18 protein-coding genes are annotated in these 21,078 nt (G+C 56.1%); all 18 read left to right on the top strand.

Going from position 1 to position 21,078, the window contains the following annotated elements:
* Nucleotides 1-8: 8 nt before the first annotated feature.
* The 18 genes from AYK82_RS13945 (at nt 9) to AYK82_RS13860 (ending at nt 21,073) form a co-directional block, all read left to right on the top strand.
* A complete protein-coding gene (locus AYK82_RS13945; RefSeq protein WP_068317151.1) occupies nt 9-221 on the top strand; it encodes a phage tail assembly chaperone in 213 nt (70 codons plus the stop codon).
* Entirely contained in the window at nt 218-817 is a 600-nt protein-coding gene (locus AYK82_RS13940; protein WP_068317148.1) for a phage tail tape measure protein, read from the top strand. Before AYK82_RS13945 ends, AYK82_RS13940 begins: the two co-directional genes overlap by 4 nt.
* A 222-nt stretch (nt 818-1,039) precedes the next feature.
* Nucleotides 1,040-1,714, top strand: a complete 675-nt coding sequence (locus AYK82_RS13935) for a DUF2460 domain-containing protein (RefSeq protein WP_068317145.1) — start codon at nt 1,040-1,042, stop codon at nt 1,712-1,714.
* Between the two features lie 35 nt (nt 1,715-1,749).
* On the top strand, nt 1,750-2,643 hold the full coding sequence (locus tag AYK82_RS13930; RefSeq protein WP_068317142.1) for a DUF2163 domain-containing protein: 894 nt from the start codon (nt 1,750-1,752) through the stop codon (nt 2,641-2,643).
* A gap of 36 nt (nt 2,644-2,679) precedes the next feature.
* Nucleotides 2,680-3,117, top strand: coding sequence for a C40 family peptidase (locus AYK82_RS13925; protein WP_068317137.1), 438 nt, complete (start codon nt 2,680-2,682; stop codon nt 3,115-3,117).
* An 82-nt stretch (nt 3,118-3,199) separates the two neighbouring features.
* Nucleotides 3,200-7,156: a baseplate multidomain protein megatron gene (locus AYK82_RS13920; protein ID WP_068317132.1), complete on the top strand. Its 3,957-nt coding sequence runs from the start codon at nt 3,200-3,202 to the stop codon at nt 7,154-7,156.
* Nucleotides 7,157-7,520: 364 nt separating this feature from the next.
* The gene (locus tag AYK82_RS13915; protein ID WP_208976502.1) at nt 7,521-7,802 is read left to right on the top strand and encodes a PepSY domain-containing protein; all 282 of its coding nucleotides are present in this window, start codon (nt 7,521-7,523) and stop codon (nt 7,800-7,802) included.
* A gap of 10 nt (nt 7,803-7,812) precedes the next feature.
* Nucleotides 7,813-8,490 carry a response regulator transcription factor gene (locus AYK82_RS13910; protein WP_068317125.1) on the top strand — a complete coding sequence of 226 codons (678 nt, stop codon included), beginning with the start codon at nt 7,813-7,815 and terminating at the stop codon, nt 8,488-8,490.
* 5 nt (nt 8,491-8,495) lie between these two features.
* Nucleotides 8,496-9,923, top strand: a complete 1,428-nt coding sequence (locus AYK82_RS13905; protein WP_068317122.1) for a sensor histidine kinase — start codon at nt 8,496-8,498, stop codon at nt 9,921-9,923.
* Nucleotides 9,924-10,156: 233 nt separating this feature from the next.
* Nucleotides 10,157-10,633, top strand: coding sequence for an RT0821/Lpp0805 family surface protein (locus tag AYK82_RS13900; protein ID WP_068317119.1), 477 nt, complete (start codon nt 10,157-10,159; stop codon nt 10,631-10,633).
* A 333-nt stretch (nt 10,634-10,966) separates the two neighbouring features.
* The gene (locus AYK82_RS13895) at nt 10,967-12,532 is read left to right on the top strand and encodes a hypothetical protein (RefSeq protein ID WP_156453376.1); all 1,566 of its coding nucleotides are present in this window, start codon (nt 10,967-10,969) and stop codon (nt 12,530-12,532) included.
* Between the two features lie 220 nt (nt 12,533-12,752).
* Nucleotides 12,753-13,958: a c-type cytochrome biogenesis protein CcmI gene (gene ccmI / locus AYK82_RS13890; protein ID WP_068317112.1), complete on the top strand. Its 1,206-nt coding sequence runs from the start codon at nt 12,753-12,755 to the stop codon at nt 13,956-13,958.
* Between the two features lie 88 nt (nt 13,959-14,046).
* Nucleotides 14,047-14,502, top strand: a complete 456-nt coding sequence (ccmE, locus tag AYK82_RS13885; RefSeq protein WP_068317361.1) for a cytochrome c maturation protein CcmE — start codon at nt 14,047-14,049, stop codon at nt 14,500-14,502.
* A gap of 75 nt (nt 14,503-14,577) precedes the next feature.
* On the top strand, nt 14,578-16,584 hold the full coding sequence (locus AYK82_RS13880) for a heme lyase CcmF/NrfE family subunit (RefSeq protein ID WP_068317109.1): 2,007 nt from the start codon (nt 14,578-14,580) through the stop codon (nt 16,582-16,584).
* Between the two features lie 35 nt (nt 16,585-16,619).
* Nucleotides 16,620-17,117 (top strand): cytochrome c-type biogenesis protein, encoded by a 498-nt coding sequence (locus tag AYK82_RS13875; protein WP_156453375.1) that lies wholly within the window; start codon nt 16,620-16,622, stop codon nt 17,115-17,117.
* A gap of 161 nt (nt 17,118-17,278) precedes the next feature.
* A complete protein-coding gene (locus AYK82_RS13870; protein ID WP_068317106.1) occupies nt 17,279-18,808 on the top strand; it encodes a Do family serine endopeptidase in 1,530 nt (509 codons plus the stop codon).
* A gap of 176 nt (nt 18,809-18,984) precedes the next feature.
* A complete protein-coding gene (locus tag AYK82_RS13865) occupies nt 18,985-19,665 on the top strand; it encodes a response regulator transcription factor (RefSeq protein WP_068317104.1) in 681 nt (226 codons plus the stop codon).
* Complete coding sequence (locus tag AYK82_RS13860; RefSeq protein WP_068317101.1) at nt 19,649-21,073, top strand: sensor histidine kinase; 1,425 nt, start codon at nt 19,649-19,651, stop codon at nt 21,071-21,073. Before AYK82_RS13865 ends, AYK82_RS13860 begins: the two co-directional genes overlap by 17 nt.
* Nucleotides 21,074-21,078: the final 5 nt, after the last annotated feature.

Below are 21,078 nucleotides of genomic sequence, written 5' to 3'. Positions count from 1 at the left end.
CGGAGGGAATGGGCTATCCATTTGCCCACGCCCTCCGCGCTGCCGTAATCAACTATGGCTGGAGCACCAGTGCATTTTGGCAGGCGACGCCCAAAGAACTTGCCGCCCTTGCAGCTCAGTTTTTTTCTAGTAACGCGACGCCAACGAAAGCCCAGCTCCGCGAGCTGCTGCGCCGTTATCCCGATGACACAAGCCAGCCCCCGCCCAGTGAGGACAAATGACAGCGAGAGATGAAAACGCACGCCTTGAATTGCAAGAGGAGGTTCTGGCCGCTGCACAGCTGGAAGAGCATATGCGCGCCCTGCAAGAGTTGGCTAGAGACTTCTCGGGCTCCTTGAATAAGGGCCTACAATCAGCAATTTTCCAAGGCAAAGACCTGCAAAGCATCTTTCAGCAAATCGCGCGCGATCTTTCCCGACAAACGCTGCAAGCCGCGCTGAAACCCCTCTCTGGGGCTCTGGCCGATGGACTAGGCGCAGCTATTGGCTCTTTCGGCGCTTCAAATGGCGGCGTTGGGTCGTCTCTCGAAGGAGCTTCTGGAGCGACTGCGTTTGCTGATGGCGGCATTCTCACTGCGCCCAGTTACTTCCGTCTGCCACAAGGCCTTGGAGTGGCCGGCGAAGCGGGTCCCGAAGCGGTGCTGCCTCTGCAACGAACTGCAGACGGGCGTTTAGGTGTTGCCGCAGCATCTGGGGTTAGCGCAGCGCCGATCAACATCACTATTCAAACACCGGATCCTGCGGGGTTCCGTCACTCATCTGCACAAATTGCGCAAATGGTCGCCCGCGCCGCCGGACGGGGACGACGCGGGCTGTAACGTCGGTGTTGAAGAGGAGGGACTCAAGGACCGACGCATACATGCAGCAGCACTTTTCAACGCATCGCGCGGCGATGGCTTTAACGGCTGCCAACCACCATTGCCGCAGACATAGGTCAACGGCGCGCACAGCTCCTTGAGGCAGGTCAAAGCACCGGTGAAATTCGAAATCCCGGCCAATTTGTCCCAGTTCAAGGTGCCCAATAAATGAGGAGATGATCTGTGGCTTTTCTCGAAGCGCTTTTTCCTGTTCAGATCGGTTTTGGCGCTACCGGCGGGCCCCGCCGCAATACACGCGTACTCACAATGGCAAATGGTATGGAACAGCGTAGCAGCGCATGGGCGCATAGTCGCCGCCACTACGATATTGCCAGCGGCATCCAATCACTCGCGCAATTGCAAGAAGTTCTGGCATTTTTCGAGCGGACCCACGGACGCCTGCGCGGGTTTCGTTTTCTCGATCCGTTTGATAGTTGCACTGCGGCCTCTGGTAAGTCTGTGCCCACTGCTCAGGATTGCCGGATCGGCGCGGGGACGTGGCTAGCTGATACCAACGTGTTGCAAACCCGTTTTCAATTACAAAAATCCTACCCCCGAGCTGATGACGCGTCCGCGCCTGCCTATCATCGCCCGCTTACCAAACCAGTGGCGCCCACTGTGCGTGTGGCGGTGGATGGCGCGGAGCATCTCCAAGGCGAGCATTTCAATGTGGATGCCACAAATGGCCAAATCCTATTTGCTGCCCAACATGCGCCGCAGGTCGGGCAGGTGGTTACCGCTGGGTGCCGGTTTCATGTGCCGGTGCGCTTTGACGTTGATCAGCTTGCGTTGAGCCTAACCCATTTTGAAGCAGGCGAGTTGCCTTCCATTCCGCTTGTGGAGCTGCTGAGCCTGTAAGTCATTTATACCAAAATGTCTTGAAAGGAGGGGCCATGTCCGCCGCTGCGCTGCTGCATCATTTGCAGCAAGAAGAAACCACCACCTGCTATTGCTGGCGCTTACAGGCCCGCAGCGGCGCGGCCCTTGGCTTCACCGATCATGACAGACCGCTGCAATTGAACGGTCTGACCTACACCCCCGAGCTGGGGGGCAGTGCAAGCCACGCCAAAACCGGCGTCGGGCTGGCCGTTGGCTCCCAACAGATCAGTGGGGTGTTAAGCTCACCCAAACTGCAACATCAACAGATCGCTGCGGGATTGTGGGACTATGCCGAATTTACTGCCTACCTTGTCAATTGGGAGAACCTTGAGCAGTACATGCTGCTGCGCCGCGCCCGGCTTGGCGAAGTGAGCTATGATGGCGAAGTATTTCATGCCCAGTTGCTCTCCCTTGCCGACCAGTTAGACAAACCCGCTGGCCGTGTGCTTTCCCGTCAATGTGCCGCATCGCTTGGCGACAAGATGTGCAAGGTAGATCTGAATGATCCGGCGCTCGGTTTTACTTGCAAAGTAGCTAGTCAGGAAGGGGCACGGCACGTGTTACTTGATGCATCGCCGCCACAGACGGAAGCTTTTCGCGGGCTGTATGAGCATGGCACGTTCTCCCTACACGATGGCGCTTGGCAAGGTTATCAAGGCAAGATTCTGCGCCTTTCTCAAACGCCCACAGGCGCGCGTCTCACTCTTTGGTTGCCACTTGTGGGCGCCATCCCGCCGGGCAGCACCGTGCACCTGCGGGCGGGCTGTGACCGCAGCTTTGCAACTTGCAAGAGCCGCTTTGCCAATGCGCAAAACTTCCAAGGTTTCCCACATATGCCGGGCAACGATTTTGTGCTCTCCGCCGTCAGTGGCTCCGGCCCCAACGATGGCCGCAAGTTGCGGAACTAGATTTCATGCATTCAGAACCTTATGGGAAGGGGGCTTATGACAGTTTCATCGGACAGAGTTGTTAACGAGGCGCGCCGCTGGCTCGGCACACCATACCGCCATCAGGCCTCCTGTCGTGGCGCCGGTTGCGACTGCCTTGGCCTCGTCCGAGGTATCTACCGGGCCATCCATGGCAGCGAACCGGAGGCACCGCCCGCCTACAGGCCCGATTGGGCAGAGCAGAGCAACGAGGAAACCTTACAAGATGCGGCCCATCGGCATCTGACACCCGGCAAACTGCCATCCTTGCAAAACGTGCCGCTGCCTCTCGGGGCCGTGTTGTTGTTTCGTTGGCAGGCCAGTTGTCCATGCAAGCATCTGGGCATTGTAAGTGGGCTGGACCATTTTATTCATGCTTACGAGCCAGCTGGCACGGTGGAAAGCCCCTTAGTCCCCATATGGCGTAACAAAGTAACGGCTCTGTTTTTCTTCTAAGGGACGATAGCGAACGCAAGCGCACGATAAAACCATTGCACGACAACGCGCCAAGCCCACACACAACCAAGAGGGGAACACAATGGCAACCATGGTTCTTTCTACCGTAGGCGGTGTCGTCGGCGGCATGATTGGCGGCCCCTATGGCGCCATCGCCGGTAGGGCACTTGGCGCTTTAGGCGGGTCGATGATCGACAATCAGCTGTTTGCTGAAACCCGGCAGATCACTCAAAAACCTCTTGGCAATATACGCCTGCAAACGTCCGCAGAAGGCAAGCCGCTGCCTTTCGTCTATGGGTCTATGCGTGTCAGCGGAGAAATAATCTGGGCCACTAATTTCCTGCGTGAAACCACCCACACCAACCACGGGGGGAAAGCCTCGAAGCCCAAAACCAGAGTAACCACCCACCGCTACTTCGCCAGCTTTGCAGTGGCACTATGTGCAGGAGAAGTACAGCACCTGCGTCGTATCTGGGCCGATGGCAAACCGCTAGATCCATCCGGTATCGCCCTGCGCTTCTACAATGGCAGCGCCAACCAACTGCCGGACCCGCTTATCAGCGCCCATCAAGGGGAGACACCAGCCTATCGCGGCGTGTGCTATGTGGTGTTTGAACGCTTGCCGCTGGCGGACTATGGCAACCGTATTCCACAACTCTCGTTCGAGATTACCCGCTCCATTGAAAAGCTGGAGACGCAAATAGAGGCGGTGACGCTGATCCCCGGGGCCGGTGAATTCATCTATGCCACCACAGAGGTTCGGGCGGCCCATGATGGCCAAGGAAAAACGACAAACCGCCATCAGGTTACCAGTGCTGCCGATGTGCTCGCCTCGCTTGATGAGCTGCAATCCATGTGTCCAAATCTCAAGCAGATTGCGCTGGTGGTTTCTTGGTTTGCAGATGATTTGCGCTGTCATCGGTGCCGTATTCGCCCCAAGGTGGAGCGTGCCAGCGGCACCACAACGCCTCTGGCTTGGAGCGTGGCCGGACAAACCCGCGCACAGGCGGAGGTGCTATCGCAAATAGAAGGGCGCCCGGCCTATGGTGGAACTCCAAGCGACAATGCCGTCCGCCAACTCATCGGCGAGTTAAAACGTCGCGGCCTTCGCGTTGTGCTCTATCCGTTTTTGATGATGGATATTCCGCAGGGAAATACCCTGCCAAATCCCTATGGATTGGCCGCACAGCCCGCGTATCCTTGGCGCGGGCGCATTACAGTTACGCCAGCACCCGGACGATCCGGATCTCCCGATGGCAGCGCCGCCGCACTGGCACAAATCAGCGCGTTCACCGATCCAACCCACGGCGAGGGCTACCGCCGCTTTATCCGCCACTACGCCCAGCTCGCCAAAGAATGTGGCGGCGTTGATGCGTTTCTTATCGGCTCGGAATTGCGCGGCCTGACCCGTGTGTTAGATGAGACAGGCAAATCACCTTTTGTTGCAAATCTGCAAGAAATCGCGCGAGACTGCCGACAATTGCTTGGTCCGGCGACCAAGCTTTCCTATGCCGCCGATTGGAGCGAATATGGTGGCTTCTCCCCCCGTGCTGGGGAGTTACGTTTCCCCCTTGATCCGCTCTGGGCCAATGAGGCCATCGATTTCATCGGCATTGATGCCTATTTTCCTTTAAGTGATATCAGTGCGGCAGATGATCCAGCCTCGGCCTATGATTTGGTTGCGCTCAAAAACAATATCAGCGGCGGCGAATACTACGACTGGTACTACGCCAGCAATGCAGACCGCGTTAGCAAGAAGCGCAGCCCCATTACCGATGGAGCCCATAACAAACCATGGGTGTTTCGCGCCAAGGCGCTCTGCGAGTTCTGGGGGGAGCGCCACTATGAACGCCTGAACGGTGCCGAGTTGCCAGAACCAACGGAATATCTGCCAAAAGCTAAGCCGATTTGGTACACCGAGGTCGGCGCTCCGGCCATCGACGGTGCAGCCAACCAGCCCAATGTGTTTGTTGATCCAAAATCTGCCGAGCATGCCATGCCCCACCACTCTACCGGCGCGCGTGATGATCTGGCACAGCGGCGTTTCCTGCAAGCGGTTCTGGAATACTGGCAGGAGAACGCCGGTACAGAAAAAAATCCGTACCTGCCCCAAACAAGCCAGCCAATGCTGGCACCGGAAAACATGTTTTTATGGACTTGGGATGCAAGGCCCTATCCTCAGTTTCCCAGCTTTGCAAATATTTGGAGTGACGCAGAAAACTGGCAGTTGGGCCACTGGCTCAATGGTCGCCTTGGCAAAGTCTCGCTTGCCGGGTTTATCAAGGCGTTTTGCGAAGATATGCAGATCCCCTCTGGCTTGTTACGCGCTGATGGTGCCGCAGGGATGATGCATGGTGCAATGCTGGAGCCACCACTCAGTGTACGCAGTGCATTAGAACGCCTATTGCCTGTTTTCGGTTGTGTCGCCGCAGATCGGGGCGATTATATTGCGGTTTTGCCGCGCTGGCGCGGCGCAATACCAAACGAAAGCGGCGCTGTGCGCGCAATCACGCAACCCCAACTCATTGCCCCGACGTCCGAAGGAGAGGGGCCACTGTTGATTACCAGAGGTGAGGTTGAAAGCCTGCCGCAAGAGCTCCGTCTCCATGCGCTTGACCCGCTGCAAGACTATGAGAGACTTGTCGTCTCTGCACGAAACGCTGCCCCAAGCAAAAAGCCTCTAAAGGATATCTCTCTGCCGATTGCCATGGAAGAGGAAGAACTGCGTGCCATCTGCGAGAAAACTCTACAAGTCATTTGGCAGGAGCATGAAAGCGTAGCGCTGGCCTTGCCAACAGCCCATGCAGATCTGCGTCCAGGCGATGTCCTCGCCCTTGATAAGGACCCTCCAGCGCCAACGCGCACAGAAACAACCTCTCAATCGGACGCCCTCGCCGCTACTAAATCCACCGCCCAATCAGCCTCGATAGCGACCAACACGCCCGCAGGCTTGTTCCGCGTTGAGGAAATAGACTGGGGCGCGGCCCTTTCGATTGTTGCGCGGCGGCTCAGTGATGCGGCGCTGCCGCCCACTAGTATCACGGTTTCCCATAGTGCTGGCGCGTCTTACAATCCATCGCGCCCTGTTGCACCTCGGTTGCTTTTGGCTAATTTGCCGCTCTATCCCACCGAAAAGGGCTTGATCGGTGGATTGAGTGTCGCAAGCTTTGCCAGCCCTTGGCCGGGCAGTGTCATGCTGCTTCGCGCCGGGGCAGATGGCAGCTTCACCCCCCATGCCACACTGCCAGAACCAGCCACACTCGGGACGTTGCCAACGCCACTGGCCGCCGGCCCTCTCTGGCGCTGGGATGATGCGAACATCTTGCGTGTGTCTCTTGCTGGCGGCGCGTTGAATGCCTCTCCTGCAGCGCAAGTGTTAGCGGGGGCAGGGGCCGCGGCCATTATACACCCCGATGGCACTGTAGAGCTATTGCAATTCGCCAAAGCAGAATTGCATGCCGCCAATACCTACCTCCTCAGCCACCTGCTTCGCGGACAAAACGGGACGGAAGCGGCAGCACGTGCTGGCGCGCCAGCAGGCTCTCGTTTTTTGCTTCTCGATGAAGCTGTGTTGCCGCTGCCCTATCATGCAGATGAAGTCGGTCTTGCGCACAAGTATCGGGCCATTGCTGTAGATGAGCCGCTCGACACCGCCTTTGCCACTAAACTGGAGGTAAGCTGCAACGCTGCGGCGCTCCGCCCGCGCGCTCCTGTGCATTTGCGCCGCCGCATACATCCTGATGGGGCGGTGACGCTGCGTTGGATCAGGCGGACGCGGCACGAGGGAGATAGTTGGCAATGGGATGAAATTCCCCTGCAGGAACAAGCCGAGCGGTATCAGGTAAGCATTCTCTCGCCTGACGGCACGCCACATCTGAAAGCTTCTGTTTCAGGGCCGCACCTAAAAATTTCCGCAGAGCAGAGGCAACAGGTTGTATCTACATCAGGTCAGGAGCTCACCGTAGAAGTGGCGCAACTTGGCGAACCCTATGGCGCAGGGGAAAAGCTGCGGCAAAAGATAAAGCTCCCGCTGCTCTGACATGTTTCAGGCACTCCCTTCCCACCCTTCCGAATCCATGAAAAATAAGGGGGTTCCCGCTTGGTCGTTGACCGGAAATCTCCTGTCAGTTAAGCTCGACAATGTTGCTAGCCGGAGGCGGCGGCACCGGCAAGGCGCGAGATGGTGGCAACCCATTTATGCCCCCCCCCGGCGCTAAGGAACCGTCCGTTCTCCGCACATCATGTCGCGTGGTAATACTGCGCCGAGCGCATTTCTCACATCAAGATCATATCATAAAAGCTTCGAATATTGTGGAATGCAGTGTAATCTGGCTGGCATTCATGTCCCATTCAGGCATGATTTTCTATGCCTGTAAGCCTAAGAGAACCAAAGAAGCCAACAGATGATGACCTTCGCTAAGCACCTCGGCCCCATTGCCATTTGTTTGCTGCTTGCCTTTACTGCAAGTCCTGCAGCTGCTGCTTGTCTTGGTGCACAAAGTGCACGCGAAGCCGTCTCCAGTGGTGCGGCCCGTCCGCTCGGCTCCCTTGCCGTTTCGGGCAAGATCGTCTCAGCCAAACTGTGTCGGCAAAATGGTCGTCTGGTTTATATTCTATCAGTATTAAGCGGCGGATCCGTCGCAAAAATTATCGTTGATGCCCGCAGCGGCCAGCGGATTGGCTAGGAGGAGTGCCATGCGTTTCTTGGTTGTTGAGGATGATCGCGACTTGTCGCGCCAGCTTTGTGAAGCCTTGCAAGAGGCGGGATATGTCACCGATGCCGCTTACGACGGCGAAGAGGGGCATTTTCTTGGCGATACCGAACCCTATGACGCCGTGATACTGGATATAGGCTTGCCGAAAATGGATGGTATCCGCGTGCTGGAACAGTGGCGCGTTGATGGACGCAGTTTTCCGGTGCTGCTGCTCACCGCGCGCGATCGCTGGAGCGATAAGGTCGCCGGGATCGACGCTGGTGCTGATGACTACGTGGCCAAGCCATTCCATATGGAAGAGGTTATCGCCCGCTTGCGTGCGCTGGTGCGCCGCGCTGCCGGCCACGCCTCCAATCTTATCGAGCTGGGCGAGCTACAGCTGGATGTGCGCACCTCGCGCCTGTCAAAAGCGGGGCGACAAATCAAACTTACCTCGCTGGAATTTCGTATGATATCCTACCTGCTGCATCATCGTGGTAAGGTGATTTCCCGCACTGAGTTGGTCGAGCATCTGTACGATCAAGATTTTGACCGCGATTCAAATACGATCGAGGTGTTCGTGGCGCGCTTGCGCAAAAAACTTGGGCCAGGCTATATCGAAACAGAACGTGGGCTTGGCTATCGCCTCGTCGATCCAACACCGACCGCAGCGGCGTAAAGCCCATGTTTTTTGCATTACGGCCAAGCGCGCCTGTTAGTCTGTCTGCTCGCCTTATTGCCGTCGCCGCCCTTTGGGTGGTTATTGGCTTTGCCTGTGTTACGCTCATTCTTGTCAGCCTGTTTCAAAATGCCGCCCAAAGTGCCTTTGATGATCGTTTAAAGGTGCATATGGGCGCGCTAATCTCCGCCATCTCGCGCAGTGATGATTTGGCCGCGCTGCCCGGTCAAAACTATGGCGAACCCCGCTTTGCCATCCCGCTGTCCGGTTGGTATTGGAGCATTAGGGAAGCAAAGGCGCATGGGCGCATCCTCGTCGAGAGCCCGTCCTTGTTTGGCGATCGTCTGCGCCTACCAGTTGCCCCGCAAACGACCACGCTCACCGCGCAAGAGCAGATTTCCTCTCCCGTTTGGGGGGAGTTGATCGGGCCCGCCGGTGCCCGTCTGCGCACACTGTCTCAAACCATTTCATTTGAGGGCAAAGCTCCGCTCAGACTTGCCATTGCAGGTTCTAAAGCGCAATTGAGTGCCTCTACCTCGGCCTTTGCCAAACAAGCGATCTTGACCATGCTCGCATTGGGCCTGGTGTTAATTACGGCAATCTTTTTGCAGGTGCGTGTCGGCCTGCGGCCACTTTCTGCATTACAACGTTCACTAACAGCCGTGCGTTACGGCGAAGACACTCGCATCAATACGGACCTGCCGCGCGAACTCAAGCCGCTGGCGCAAGAGCTAAATGCGCTGATCCAATCTAACGGGCAAGTGGTTGAGACAGCCCGCCGTCACGTGGGCAATCTGGCCCATGCGCTTAAAACCCCGTTGTCGGTTATCATCAACGAAACCGGAACCGCTGATACGCCTTTGGCAAGGAAAGTCGCCGAGCAGTCAAGGCTCATGCACGAGCAAATCAATCACTATCTGGAAAAGGCACGCATGGCTGCGCAGCGCCGGGTAATAGGCGTCTCAACTCCGGTCACGCCGCAAGCCAAGCGCATGCTGAGCACCATGGAAAAAATCTACCAGGACAAACAGATCAACTTTTCGCGGAGGCTGGATGACAACTTGTTCTTTCGCGGCGAGTCGCAAGATCTGGATGAAATCCTTGGAAATTTATTGGATAACGCCGCCAAGTATTGTGATAAAAAAGTCGCTCTCACCATTAAAAGTCTAGGTTCGAGCGCAAGTGACACGGCCAAATTCGCGATAATTGTCGAGGATGACGGCCCCGGACTCGATGAAAGTGCTTGTCATGCCGCGCTGAACCGCGGAACGCGGTTGGATGAAACGTTGCCCGGCGCAGGGCTTGGTCTGTCAATACTAATAGATTTAACAGAGGTTTACGGGGGAAGTTTGGACTTGGATCGCGCAAATATGGGTGGTTTGCGTGCCACGCTTCAACTCCCTGCCTTGCCGCCCAACGACAGTGCTCACTAATTCGTGAAGGGCTTGAAGCTGGTGGTTGGAAGAGACATAGTCAAAAATAGCTAATTTGTTTTAATCATTGCCATGCGAGATAAAACTGCCGATACCTCCATGGTTTTGAAAGGTCAGTGAGTTGTTTGCCGGAAGGCTGCATTAGAGATCAGAGAATTCTGTTGTTTCCCCATGCGGAACGCAGAGGATCGCTTCTACAGTGCTTACCGAATATTTTTTTTCAAGGGGACGTGATGCGTGGCTCACAGCTAAAAAGTCTTGCTCTCGTGAGTGGGTTGGCTCTTGCGCTCAGCGCATGCGCAAGCATCACAGGCGATGTGGCAGAGACCGGCAACGAAGCTCAGCATGAAGCCCAGCCCGCGCAGACGTTCCTTGGGTTGTTTTCCCTTGAGCCGAAGCAGCAAAAAAGCAAAGCGCAAACAGCCATTGCGGATGCCGTCCAAGGCCCGCTCAAGGGCATATTGAAAGAAAGTGATTTGAGCCGGGCTATTGAAGCGCAGTCGGATGCGCTAAATGCCAGCGCGGTGACCAGCTCGGTCAGTTGGACTAACATATACTCTGGTAATCAGGGCGAAGTGCGCTCCGGCCCCGTTTACTACGTGAACAACCGGCCTTGCCGCGATTTTACCCACAAAATGGAAGTGGAAGACCAGTTACGTACGGTCTCTGGAGCAGCCTGCTTGCACGATGAAACTTGGCGCTCGCTGTAGCCACTTTTCTCCAATCCCACAATGCCGATCATCGGTCGCTAATAGCTTGTTACTAGGCAGTTTTTGCCTTCCCAGCAGCAGGTTTTCCCCAAAAGCAACAAAACTGTCGATAGCACCTACAAACGCATGACAGATTTTGGGGAAGTGCTTATCCATAGGTGTGCCTGCTTCGAATTAAGGGGCGAACAGGTGCCATGCTAGTCAGTGCTAACAAATAGTTAATCTTCGCTTGTCACTTTAACAGGGTGCCAAGTAACTGATTTGGCACAAGAGCACCTGGGCAAAAAAGGCGATGTGGAACTTATGCTGCGAGCACAATTAAAAGAGCAAAAAATGAACGCGCTGCTCGCTGGCTTGTCACCCAAGGCGTTGCGTATGCTTGAGCGTTCTGTGGAGGCCTCGCAAATGCAAGGGAGCGCCACCCCCAGCGCCGCAATGATCCTGTCGCTATCGCGTGACAAGCGCCACAAAATTAACCCGGAACAAAGAAAACGCATTCGGCCAAATTCGGTGTTGGAGCAACTGCAACAAGACGTGTTAGCGCCGTTGGTGCCGTTCACGGTTGCAAAAGAGGCTGCGCAAAGCAGTGATGTGCTTTTGGTAAGGAGCACAGTCGACGCGCTATGGACCTTCATCCACCAGCACGTACTGGACAAAGATTTGCTCGCGGCTTTAAACGCGGCGGATATGCTCGCCCAACAGGAAGAGCATCAGCGCCTCGCGCAAGACTTGCAACAAATGCAACTTTATTTGCAAAATACCGCCGCTCCGCCCGTTTCGGAAAAAGCGCTGCAAGCAAGCCCGGAAACGGGCAATGGCGAGGCAGCAATACTGCGTGAACTGCCAAAAAATGCGTCGACCAACAAATCGCGTCTTGTCAAAGAAATCTGTGCGGAAATAGCGCCCAAACTGCGCCAGCAACTGCAAAGCAAAGGCGCGGCGCTCTTGCAGGAAATGCAAAAAAAACTGCCGGAAACTGCAAGCTTGCGCCAACAGTTGGGCGCGACTGCCAATACCACAGAGTTTGCCAAACTGCTTGCGGTTCTTGGCGCTGCAAAACCGCTGCAGGAGTTGCTAGCCGCGTTGCCGTCGCTGCATTCTGCACAGCTTGAATTGAAAAGCGAGGCGGCGGAGACCGCATTCGAGTATGTTTTGAGTTACCCCGATCAGGCAAAACTGCTAGCTGTGCTCCTGCATCAGCGGTTGAGCGGCAACAATACGCAGCTTCTTGAACTTGCAAATCACCTGCGCAGCTATGCTGCGCCGCTTGCCCTGCCGCAAAGGCAGAGCGCGAACCAAGCCGCAGATGCGTGGCAAGCCTTTGCCTTTGAAATGTTGATGGCAGACTTGCGCGGCGCAGAGGTGTGGCGTCATGCCGCCTATGCGGAGCTAGGCTATCCAGAAGCTGTGGAAGCGGTTCTTTCCTCCATCCATGACATGGGGCAGTTGCTATCGGTGCAGCCGGACAGTGCGGCGCAAGCACAGTTGACCGCTTGCCTTGAACCTTTGAAGCAGTCGCTCAATGAAGAATTTGACATGCTGTTGTCGCATATCATGACAGCGCTAAACGCACCGGATCGGGATGATGTAATCGCCAGCGCTTCATTCAAACGTGCGTTGCGGGCTTTGCGTGTGCTAAAAGTTTCGGCACCCTTCGCTGACCTACTGGACATGAAGGCGCAGATCTCTGCGCTTGACGACAGGTTGGAGCAGCTTGCTTTGCGTCAATCGGAAAAGCTTCTGCAAGCGCGTCGACGTCACAAAGCGAAAACTGGCGCGGATAGCTCGCATGCCGAACTCGATTTACGCTTTGAACGGTTGATTACACTCTTCGAGAACTATTGGGGCCAAAGCAAAGCAAATGCCATGCGCAACGCCTTGACTGCAACAGGGCGCTGAAGGTCAGCAGCCCTGAGCGCATAGAATTCAAGGGGATATGGTCCGCTCGCGAAAATGTGAGCGCCGCGCCTTAGTTGACTGAACCTGCAAGAACCACTGAAATTCCAAGTGTTTTCTTCTGCTGGATGCTTGGGCGAAGTGGCCGCGCGTGCTATGCGACGGCTGGTCGCAGCGATATGTTCTTGCGATTCCACATTAGAACTAGTCTATTGGCGGCACTATGACATTCTGGATATTTGTAGCCTTGTTAACGCTGGCGCTTGCGCTGGCTATCTTGTTGCCACTTCGGGCGCGCCGCTTGCCGAACGCGCCTGAACAAGATGGCGATGTCGCTGTGTTTAAGGATCAGCTGCGCTCTTTGCTCAAAGACCGGGACAGCGGCGCCATCGAGCCGGAAGCGGCTAAGGCGCTGGAAGTGGAGATTTCGCGGCGTTTGCTGGCGGCGAGCCGTGCCAGCAAAACACCGGTAAAATCTCCCGCCCACTGGGGTACGCGCATCGCCGCCGGTTTTGCAATTGTTGCGCTGCCAGCCATGGCATTGGGGCTCTATATGCATTTCGGTGCGCCCGGTGTTCCCGACCAGCCGCTGGAAGCCCGGCTTGCCAACGCTCGTCAGAATGTCGATCTGAATGTTATGGTGGCGCGCACGCAGGATCATTTGCGCCAAAACCCCGATGACTTGCGTGGATGGCAAGTCCTTGGCCCCATACTCATGCGCATGGGGGAGTTTGATCAGGCCGTCACCGCCTATGGTCATATCGCTCGCCTGAGTGGACGCAATGTGCAAACCCTGACCAACTTGGCCGAGGCGCTTATCTTCCGCGCCGATGGGCAGGTGGATGAAACCGCCAAAGGCCTTTTACTGGAGGCGTTGCAAGACGATCCTCAGGCAATCAAAACCCGGTATTATCTAGCGCTCGGCGAGAGCCAGTCGGGAGATCCGCAAGTGGCGCGCACTGCGTGGCAGCAACTTATAGCAGAGGCGCCAGCGGACGCACCGTGGTTGCCTGCGGCGAAAAACCAGCTAGCCCGGTTGTCGTCCAAGAACGAGAAGCCCGCCAAGAGTGAACCGCAAACGCCAGCCGGAAGCACAGCGGACGCAGAAAAAACAGCTGAACATAGCAGCATGCCGGAGGGAGAACTTGCCGGACCATCGCCCGAGGACATGCGCGCGGCCAGCGAACTCTCTGCAGAAGATCGCGCTGATATGGTTTCTGGCATGGTGGACCGTTTGCGGGCGCGCCTTTTCGCAGAGGGCGGTTCCTTGCAGCAATGGCAGATGCTTCTGCGCTCCTATTCTGTCACCGGTAACAAGGAAGCCGCCCACGCAGCCTTGCAAAAAGCCAAAGAGCAACTTGGCGAGAAAAGCGCAGATTACCTTGCGCTTGAGCAAGCCGCTGCGCAACTTGGCTTGACACCGCCGTGAGCCGACCGATTATAGCAGGTATAAAAGAGCAAACCCATTGCTGCAAAAACAAAAAAAGCAGCAGAAAACCAGATATGAGCCGAACGAAATGACCCGTAAACAAAGGCGTTTAACGCTAATCGCCATGGCAGGATGTGCGCTTGCCTTTGCAACTGGCTTGATCCTGTTTGCCTTGAACGACCAGATTGTGTTTTTTCAGAGCCCGAGCGACATCGCCGCAAAAGCACCAGCGCCGGAACAGCGCATCCGCTTGGGCGGCCTTGTTGAAAGTGGATCGGTGGTGCGTGGACAGAACGAGACTGTTACTTTTTCGGTTACCGACGGTGACGCAAGCGTTAATGTCACCTATACAGGCATCCTGCCCGACCTGTTCCGCGAAGGGCAGGGTGTGGTGACCGAAGGTGTCGTTAATGCTCAAGGCACATTCGTAGCCGATCAGGTGCTTGCAAAGCACGATGAGAACTACATGCCAAAAGAAGTTGCCGACGCGCTAAAAGAACAGGGCCACTGGCAGGAAGACGCGCAAAGCGCTAATTACGAATAAGCCAATGCGCCGCGCCTCCGCGCGTCCAACTTGTGCTAGATACGAAAAACGCATCGCCAAAACAGAGCAAACGCAATGATCGTTGAACTTGGACATTTTATGCTGATCCTGGCGCTGGTCGCGTCGCTGTATCAGAGCGTGTTCCCCATGTGGGGGGCCGTAAACGGTGATACACGCTTGATGCGCACCGCCGCGCCAGTGGCGCATATTATCTTTGCGTTTGTACTCCTATCATTTGTGGCACTGACCTACGCCTACCTGACCTCGGATTTCTCCGTGTTGAATGTGGCGGAGAACTCCCACTCCGATAAACCGCTCATCTATAAAATATCCGGAGTATGGGGCAATCACGAAGGCTCGATCCTGCTGTGGGTTCTGATCCTTGCCCTTTTTGGTTCGCTTGTCGCGGGCTTTAGCGGCAAGCTGCCGCAGAACCTAAAAGCGGCGACCCTCGGAGCGCAAGGTTGGGTGTCATTTGCGTTCCTGCTTTTTGTTATCCTCGCCTCCAACCCGTTCTTGCGCTTGGCAAATCCCCCCGTTCAGGGGCGGGATTTGAATCCGATGCTGCAAGATGTCGGCCTCGCTATTCACCCGCCGCTGCTGTATGTGGGCTATGTTGGCTTTTCCATTGTCTTCTCTTTTGCCATTGCCGCGCTTATCATCGGGCGCATTGATGCAGCTTGGGCCCGTTGGGTGCGCCCATGGGTGCTGATTTCGTGGATCTTCCTGACACTTGGCATCGCCATGGGCTCGTACTGGGCCTATTACGAGCTCGGCTGGGGTGGCTGGTGGTTCTGGGATCCGGTAGAAAACGCCTCCTTTATGCCATGGCTTACCGGCTCGGCGCTGTTGCACTCTGCGCTGGTGATGGAAAAACGCGATGCGCTCAAAGTGTGGACCATCTTCCTTGCCATCGTCACCTTTTCCTTATCGTTGCTCGGCACATTTCTGGTGCGTTCAGGTGTACTCACATCGGTGCACGCGTTTGCAGTAGACCCTTCACGCGGCCTGTTTATTTTGGCTATCCTGATGGTGTTTATCGTCGGCTCGTTTGTCCTGTTTGCCATGCGTGCACCTGCTTTGAAGCAAGGGGGGCTGTTTGCGCCGATCTCGCGTGAGGGCGCCTTGGTGTTGAACAACCTGTTCCTGACCACAGCAACAGCTGCCGTCTTTTTCGGTACGCTCTATCCATTGCTGCTGGAAGCGGCAACCGGCGAGAAAATCTCCGTTGGTGAGCCGTTCTTTAATCTCACCTTCGGCCCGATCATGGTGCCGGTGCTGCTGCTGATGCCCATTGGCCAGCTGCTCACGTGGAAGCGTTCCGATCTCAAAGGCGTAACCCAGCGCCTCAGCCTCGTATTCGCACTGGCCTGTGTTGCCGCTGCCTTGCTGCTCTGGGCAGAGGGGGGACGACAGGTCTTCGCGCTAATTGGCTTTGCGCTCGCCTTCTGGACGATCCTCGGTTCCTTCTGGGAGCTGGTGGAGCGTGTGGCCCCGCGTAAAGTCGGGTTTGCTCGTGCTTGGCACCGGCTAATCGGCCTACCAAAAACCGTATGGTCAACAGCACTTGGACACCTAGGCATTGGCGTCACCGCGCTGGGTGTCCTTTGCGTTTCGCAGTTTGAAAGCGAAAAAGTGCTGGTCATGCACCCAGGTGAAACCACCTCTTTCCAAGAATATCAACTGACCTATGAGGGCTTTGAGGATTTGGCCGGGCCAAACTATCAAGAGCGGGTCACCAGCTACTCTCTGAGCAAAGATGGCGAGTTCGTGCGGAAAATGCACCCCTCCAAGCGGGTGTATGTGGCCAGTGGTCGCCCGATGACCGAGACCGACATTGCCACCTTCGGTTTCTCGCAGGTCTACTTGGCAGTCGGCGATCCTGTGGGACAAAGTGGACTGGTCACACGGATCTATCATAAACCGCTTATCTTGCTTATCTGGATTGGCTGTCTGATAATGTCGGCCGGTGGTACCATCGCCTTGTTTGATCGCCGCTTGCGTGTTGCTGCGCCGCTTAGTGCCAAGGCACACCGAAAAGTGGCCAACAACACCGGCGATCAGCAATCGGCACAAAGCTAACCACCAGCAAACAAACGAAGGAACGCGAGAGATTGATGAATAGCATCCAAACAGCTCTAAAGGCGGGCCTGCGTGCCCTCGCGTTTTTTCTTGCTCTTGGTATCGGCCTTGGTGGCCCTGCTTGGGCCGTTGAGCCGGATGAAGTGCTCGCCGATCCGGCGCTGGAAGCGCGGGCCAGAGAGCTGTCAAAGGAAATCCGCTGTGTGGTCTGTCAAAACCAGTCCATTGATGATTCCAACGCTGGCCTTGCAAAAGATCTGCGCCTGTTAGTGCGGGAGCGCTTGCAGGCAGGAGACAGCGACGAAGAAGTCATTGATTTCCTAGTTGATCGCTATGGCCAGTTTGTGCTGCTAAAACCGCGTTTCTCCTCCCAAACCCTGCTTTTGTGGATTGGAGGGCCCTTGGTGCTGCTTATCGGCGGAGGCGCTATCTATATGAGTTATCGGCGAAAAAAAGGAATGCCGCCAAAGCAGGATGAAGAGTTGACGTCTGACGAGCGCAAGGAACTGGAAGAGTTGTTCCGCGACGAATAGAGGCCCAGGCAATTCTGACCTGTGGTTTTCAGACAAGATTACCAATTTGTAATGCTGCGGATAGGTGTTTGTAAGGTTAATCGCGCCATACTTCTTTTCAACATCAAGGGCGAACCCCTAACGCTCTTGGCAACAGTTGAAATGCAAGGAGACACTGTTCTATGTCGCAGATTATTGCCAGCACCAAACCTTCGTTCTTAAAGCGCTCACTGCGTAGTGCCAGTATGTTTGTGGTGGCTGCTTCTCTCGTTGCCCCTATTGCTCTTACACCTGTCGCCTCGCAAGCGGCCCCTGTAAGCGTAGAGGCTCCGCAGATCGCCAACTTCTCCCCGGTTGTCAAAGCAGTCCAGCCCGCCGTTGTGTCCGTTCGCGTGAAGGCAGAACTCGAACAGTCAAGTTTTTCCCGCGGCGGTGGCGGTTTCCCTCCGATGTTCAGGGACCTGCCAGAGGATCATCCATTCAAGCGCTTTTTCAAAGAATTTGGTGGTGAAGACGACAAACGCGGTAAAAAAGATAAAAAACCCCGCAAACGCTACGGCCAATCGCAGGGCTCCGGTTTCTTCATTTCTGAAGATGGCTATGTGGTAACCAATGAACACGTCGTTGACAATGGCACCGAATTTACTGTCGTTATGTCGGACGGCACCGAGCATGACGCCAAACTGGTTGGCTCGGACGAACGCTCAGATCTTGCTTTGCTTAAAGTAGATACAGACGAGACTTTCACCTATGTGGATTTTGCCGAAGGTACCCCTGATGTTGGCGAATGGGTGATTGCGGTCGGCAACCCGTTCGGCCTTGGTGGCACGGTCACCGCTGGGATCGTATCCGCACGTGGTCGTGATATCGGCGCCGGTCTTTACGATGACTTCCTGCAGATTGATGCTTCGGTCAACCGGGGGAATTCCGGTGGCCCGGCGTTTAACCTCTCGGGCCAAGTGGTTGGTGTTAACTCTGCGATTATCAGCCCAAGCGGCGGCAACGTCGGCATCGCCTTTGCCATTCCCGCTGCAACTGCCAAAACCATCATTGCCGATCTAAAGGATGATGGCATCGTCACCCGTGGTTGGCTTGGTGTCCAGATCCAGCCGGTCACCGAAGACATCGCTGAATCTCTTGGTCTTGAAAGTGATAAGGGCACGCTGGTTGCTGAAATCCAGAAAGGTACTCCGGCGGAGAAAGCCAAGTTCAAGGCTGGCGACATCATCCTGAAGGTGGATGGCAAAGAAGTAAACGGGCCGCGCGAACTGGCAAAGGTAATTGCTGGCTATGCCCCTGATAGCAAGGTGAAGATCGAGTTCTGGCGCGATGGGGAAATCCTCACCAAGAAAGTCAAGCTTGGCACCACGCCAGACAGCGTTGCTAAGGCTGGCGCCAAGTCCAAAGCGCAAGAGGAAGACAGCGTCGCCGCTCTGGTGGAAAGCCTCGGCATCGAGGTTGCTTCTGCTAAAGCTGAAGGGGCAGGGGACGAAGGTGTCGTCGTCACTGATGTGGATCCGGACAGCCCTGCAGCTGAAAAAGGTCTGCGCTCCGGCTTCATTATTGTTGAAGTAGCCGGAAAGGCGGTGAACAGCGCTGCAGAGGTTGCCGAGCTGGTGGAAGAGGCCAGCGAGAATGGCCGCAAAGCCGTCCTCCTGCGCATTGACAATGGCCGCGGTACCCAGTTCGTCGCCATTCCGCTGAAGAAATAGGGAACTCAACACGTGTACCGGGCAGGCGGTTGGCTGACCTTAACCCCTGTCCCGCGTGCCTGCCGTGTTTGCCCACAGGAAAACTAAAGGGCCGGGCCTTGTCATCAAGCGCCCGGTCTTTACTTTAGTCATCATCATCCGCCCACCTGCGCAATTCTGCTAAAAACGAGTGCCCCATGAGACTTCTGGTTGTCGAGGACGACAAGCAAGCCGCCAGCTACCTGATCAAAGCCCTAAAAGAAGCGGGCCACACCGCCGAATTGGCGCAGGATGGCGAAAGCGGCCTATCACTTGCCCGCACAGAGCATTGGGATGTGCTGGTGGTAGATCGCATGTTGCCCCGCCTTGATGGCCTTGCCCTGATTTCGGCCCTGCGCGCAGAAGGGGACGAAACCCCGGTTCTTATCCTCTCCGCGCTTTCGCAGGTGGATGACCGTGTCACGGGCCTGCGCGCCGGCGGTGATGACTATCTGCCAAAACCCTATGCCTTTTCCGAGCTCCTTGCCCGGGTGGAGGTGCTGGCCAAGCGGGTCAAGGCCGCCCCGGCGGATACGCAAATGCAGGTGGCGGATTTGCGTCTGGATCGCCTCTCCCACACCGTTGAGCGCGCTGGACAAGCGATCCCGCTACAGCCACGCGAATTCCGCCTGCTTGAATATCTGATGCGCCACGCTGGCCAAGTGGTAACCCGCACCATGCTGCTGGAAAACGTCTGGGATTACCACTTTGACCCGCAGACCAATGTCATTGATGTGCATATCTCGCGCCTGCGCGGTAAAATCGACAAGGGCTTTGACAAGCCACTCCTCCACACTATCCGCGGCGCGGGGTATTCGATCCATGACCGCGCTGCCTAGGCTTTTCCGCACCACCGCCTTCAAATTGGCATTGATCTATATCGGTGCCTTTTCCTTGCTGTCTGTCTCGCTGTTCTTCTTCATTATGCAAGGCACCAACTCGCTGATGCGCGCGCAAATGGTGCAGACCATCGATACCGATCTGGAGGGGCTGGCCGAGCGCTACGCCTATTCTGGCATCAATGGCCTTGCCAGCGGCATTCGCCAGCGCAGCAACCGCCCAAACGCCAACCTCTACCTACTGGTGGATTACACAGGCAATGAACTGGCGGGCAACATCCGCGAAGTGCCAGAAAGCGTGTTGGCCCAGTCCGATGGTGAGATCAAGTTCATTCAATATGCCCGCCCCGGTGATACGCCAGAGCAGGGGCATGCCTATGAAGCCGCTGTGCGAATTTTCTCCCTTCCTGGCGAGTTTCGACTGCTGGTGGGCCGCGATATGTCCGAGCAATCCAGCTTGCGCGGGCTGCTCGGCCAAGCGCTCAGCTTATGGCTGCTTGCCATGCTTGCCATCGCCCTTGTCACCTATGTTTTTGTAAATCGCCGTGTCTTGCGTCGTATCGACAACCTCACCAAATCCAGCGCCACCTTGATGAGTGGTGATTTGTCCGGCCGTCTCGATGTGACCGGCACCGGCGATGAGTTTGACCGCTTGGCAGAAAACCTGAACACCATGTTGAACCGCATTGAGGCGTTGATGCTTGGCCTCAAAGAGGTTTCCGATAACATCGCCCATGATCTGAAAACCCCGCTCACCCGCTTGCACAACCGCGTGGAGGCCGAGCTCTCCCGCGATTTAAGCGCCGCCGATGCGCGCGCCGCGCTGGAAGAAACCTTGAGCGAAACGGATAGCATCATCTGCACATTCAACGCCTTGCTGCGTATCGCCCGCATGGAGGCAGGCGGAACGGCACTGCATGCCGATGCGCAGGATCTGGCGCTTCTCGCCGCCGATGTGCTGGAGCTGTACGAACCCTTGGCCGAGGAGGATGACAGCATTACCTTCTCATTTGACGCACAAAGCCCGTGCCCGGCCTATGTTGATCGCCAATTGGTGTCACAGGCACTGGCCAACCTCATTGAAAACGCGATGAAGTATGGCCGCCCGCAACAGGGTGATACGCCATTGAATATCGTGGTTGCGGTCAAAGAGCAGGCCACGGGCGCATGTCTGACGGTAAGCGATAATGGCCTAGGCATTCAAGCGAGCGACAGGGTAAGAGCCTGCGAGCGTTTTGTTCGCCTTGATAGCGCGCGCTCAAAACCCGGATCGGGTCTGGGTCTCGCGCTTGTGCATGCGGTCATGCAGCTGCACGGCGGCTCGCTGGAACTGTCCGATGCCCAGCCGGGGCTTAAAGTCCGCTTGTGCTTTACAAGGGAATCCGGCTATCCAAACAAAGGTAAGTGATTACG

Origin of the sequence: Polycladidibacter hongkongensis (genome assembly GCF_001561995.1) — a bacterium.
GTDB classification, from domain to species: Bacteria; Pseudomonadota; Alphaproteobacteria; order Rhizobiales; family Stappiaceae; genus Pseudovibrio; species Pseudovibrio hongkongensis.
This window is presented reverse-complemented; position numbering and strand designations above follow the sequence as displayed.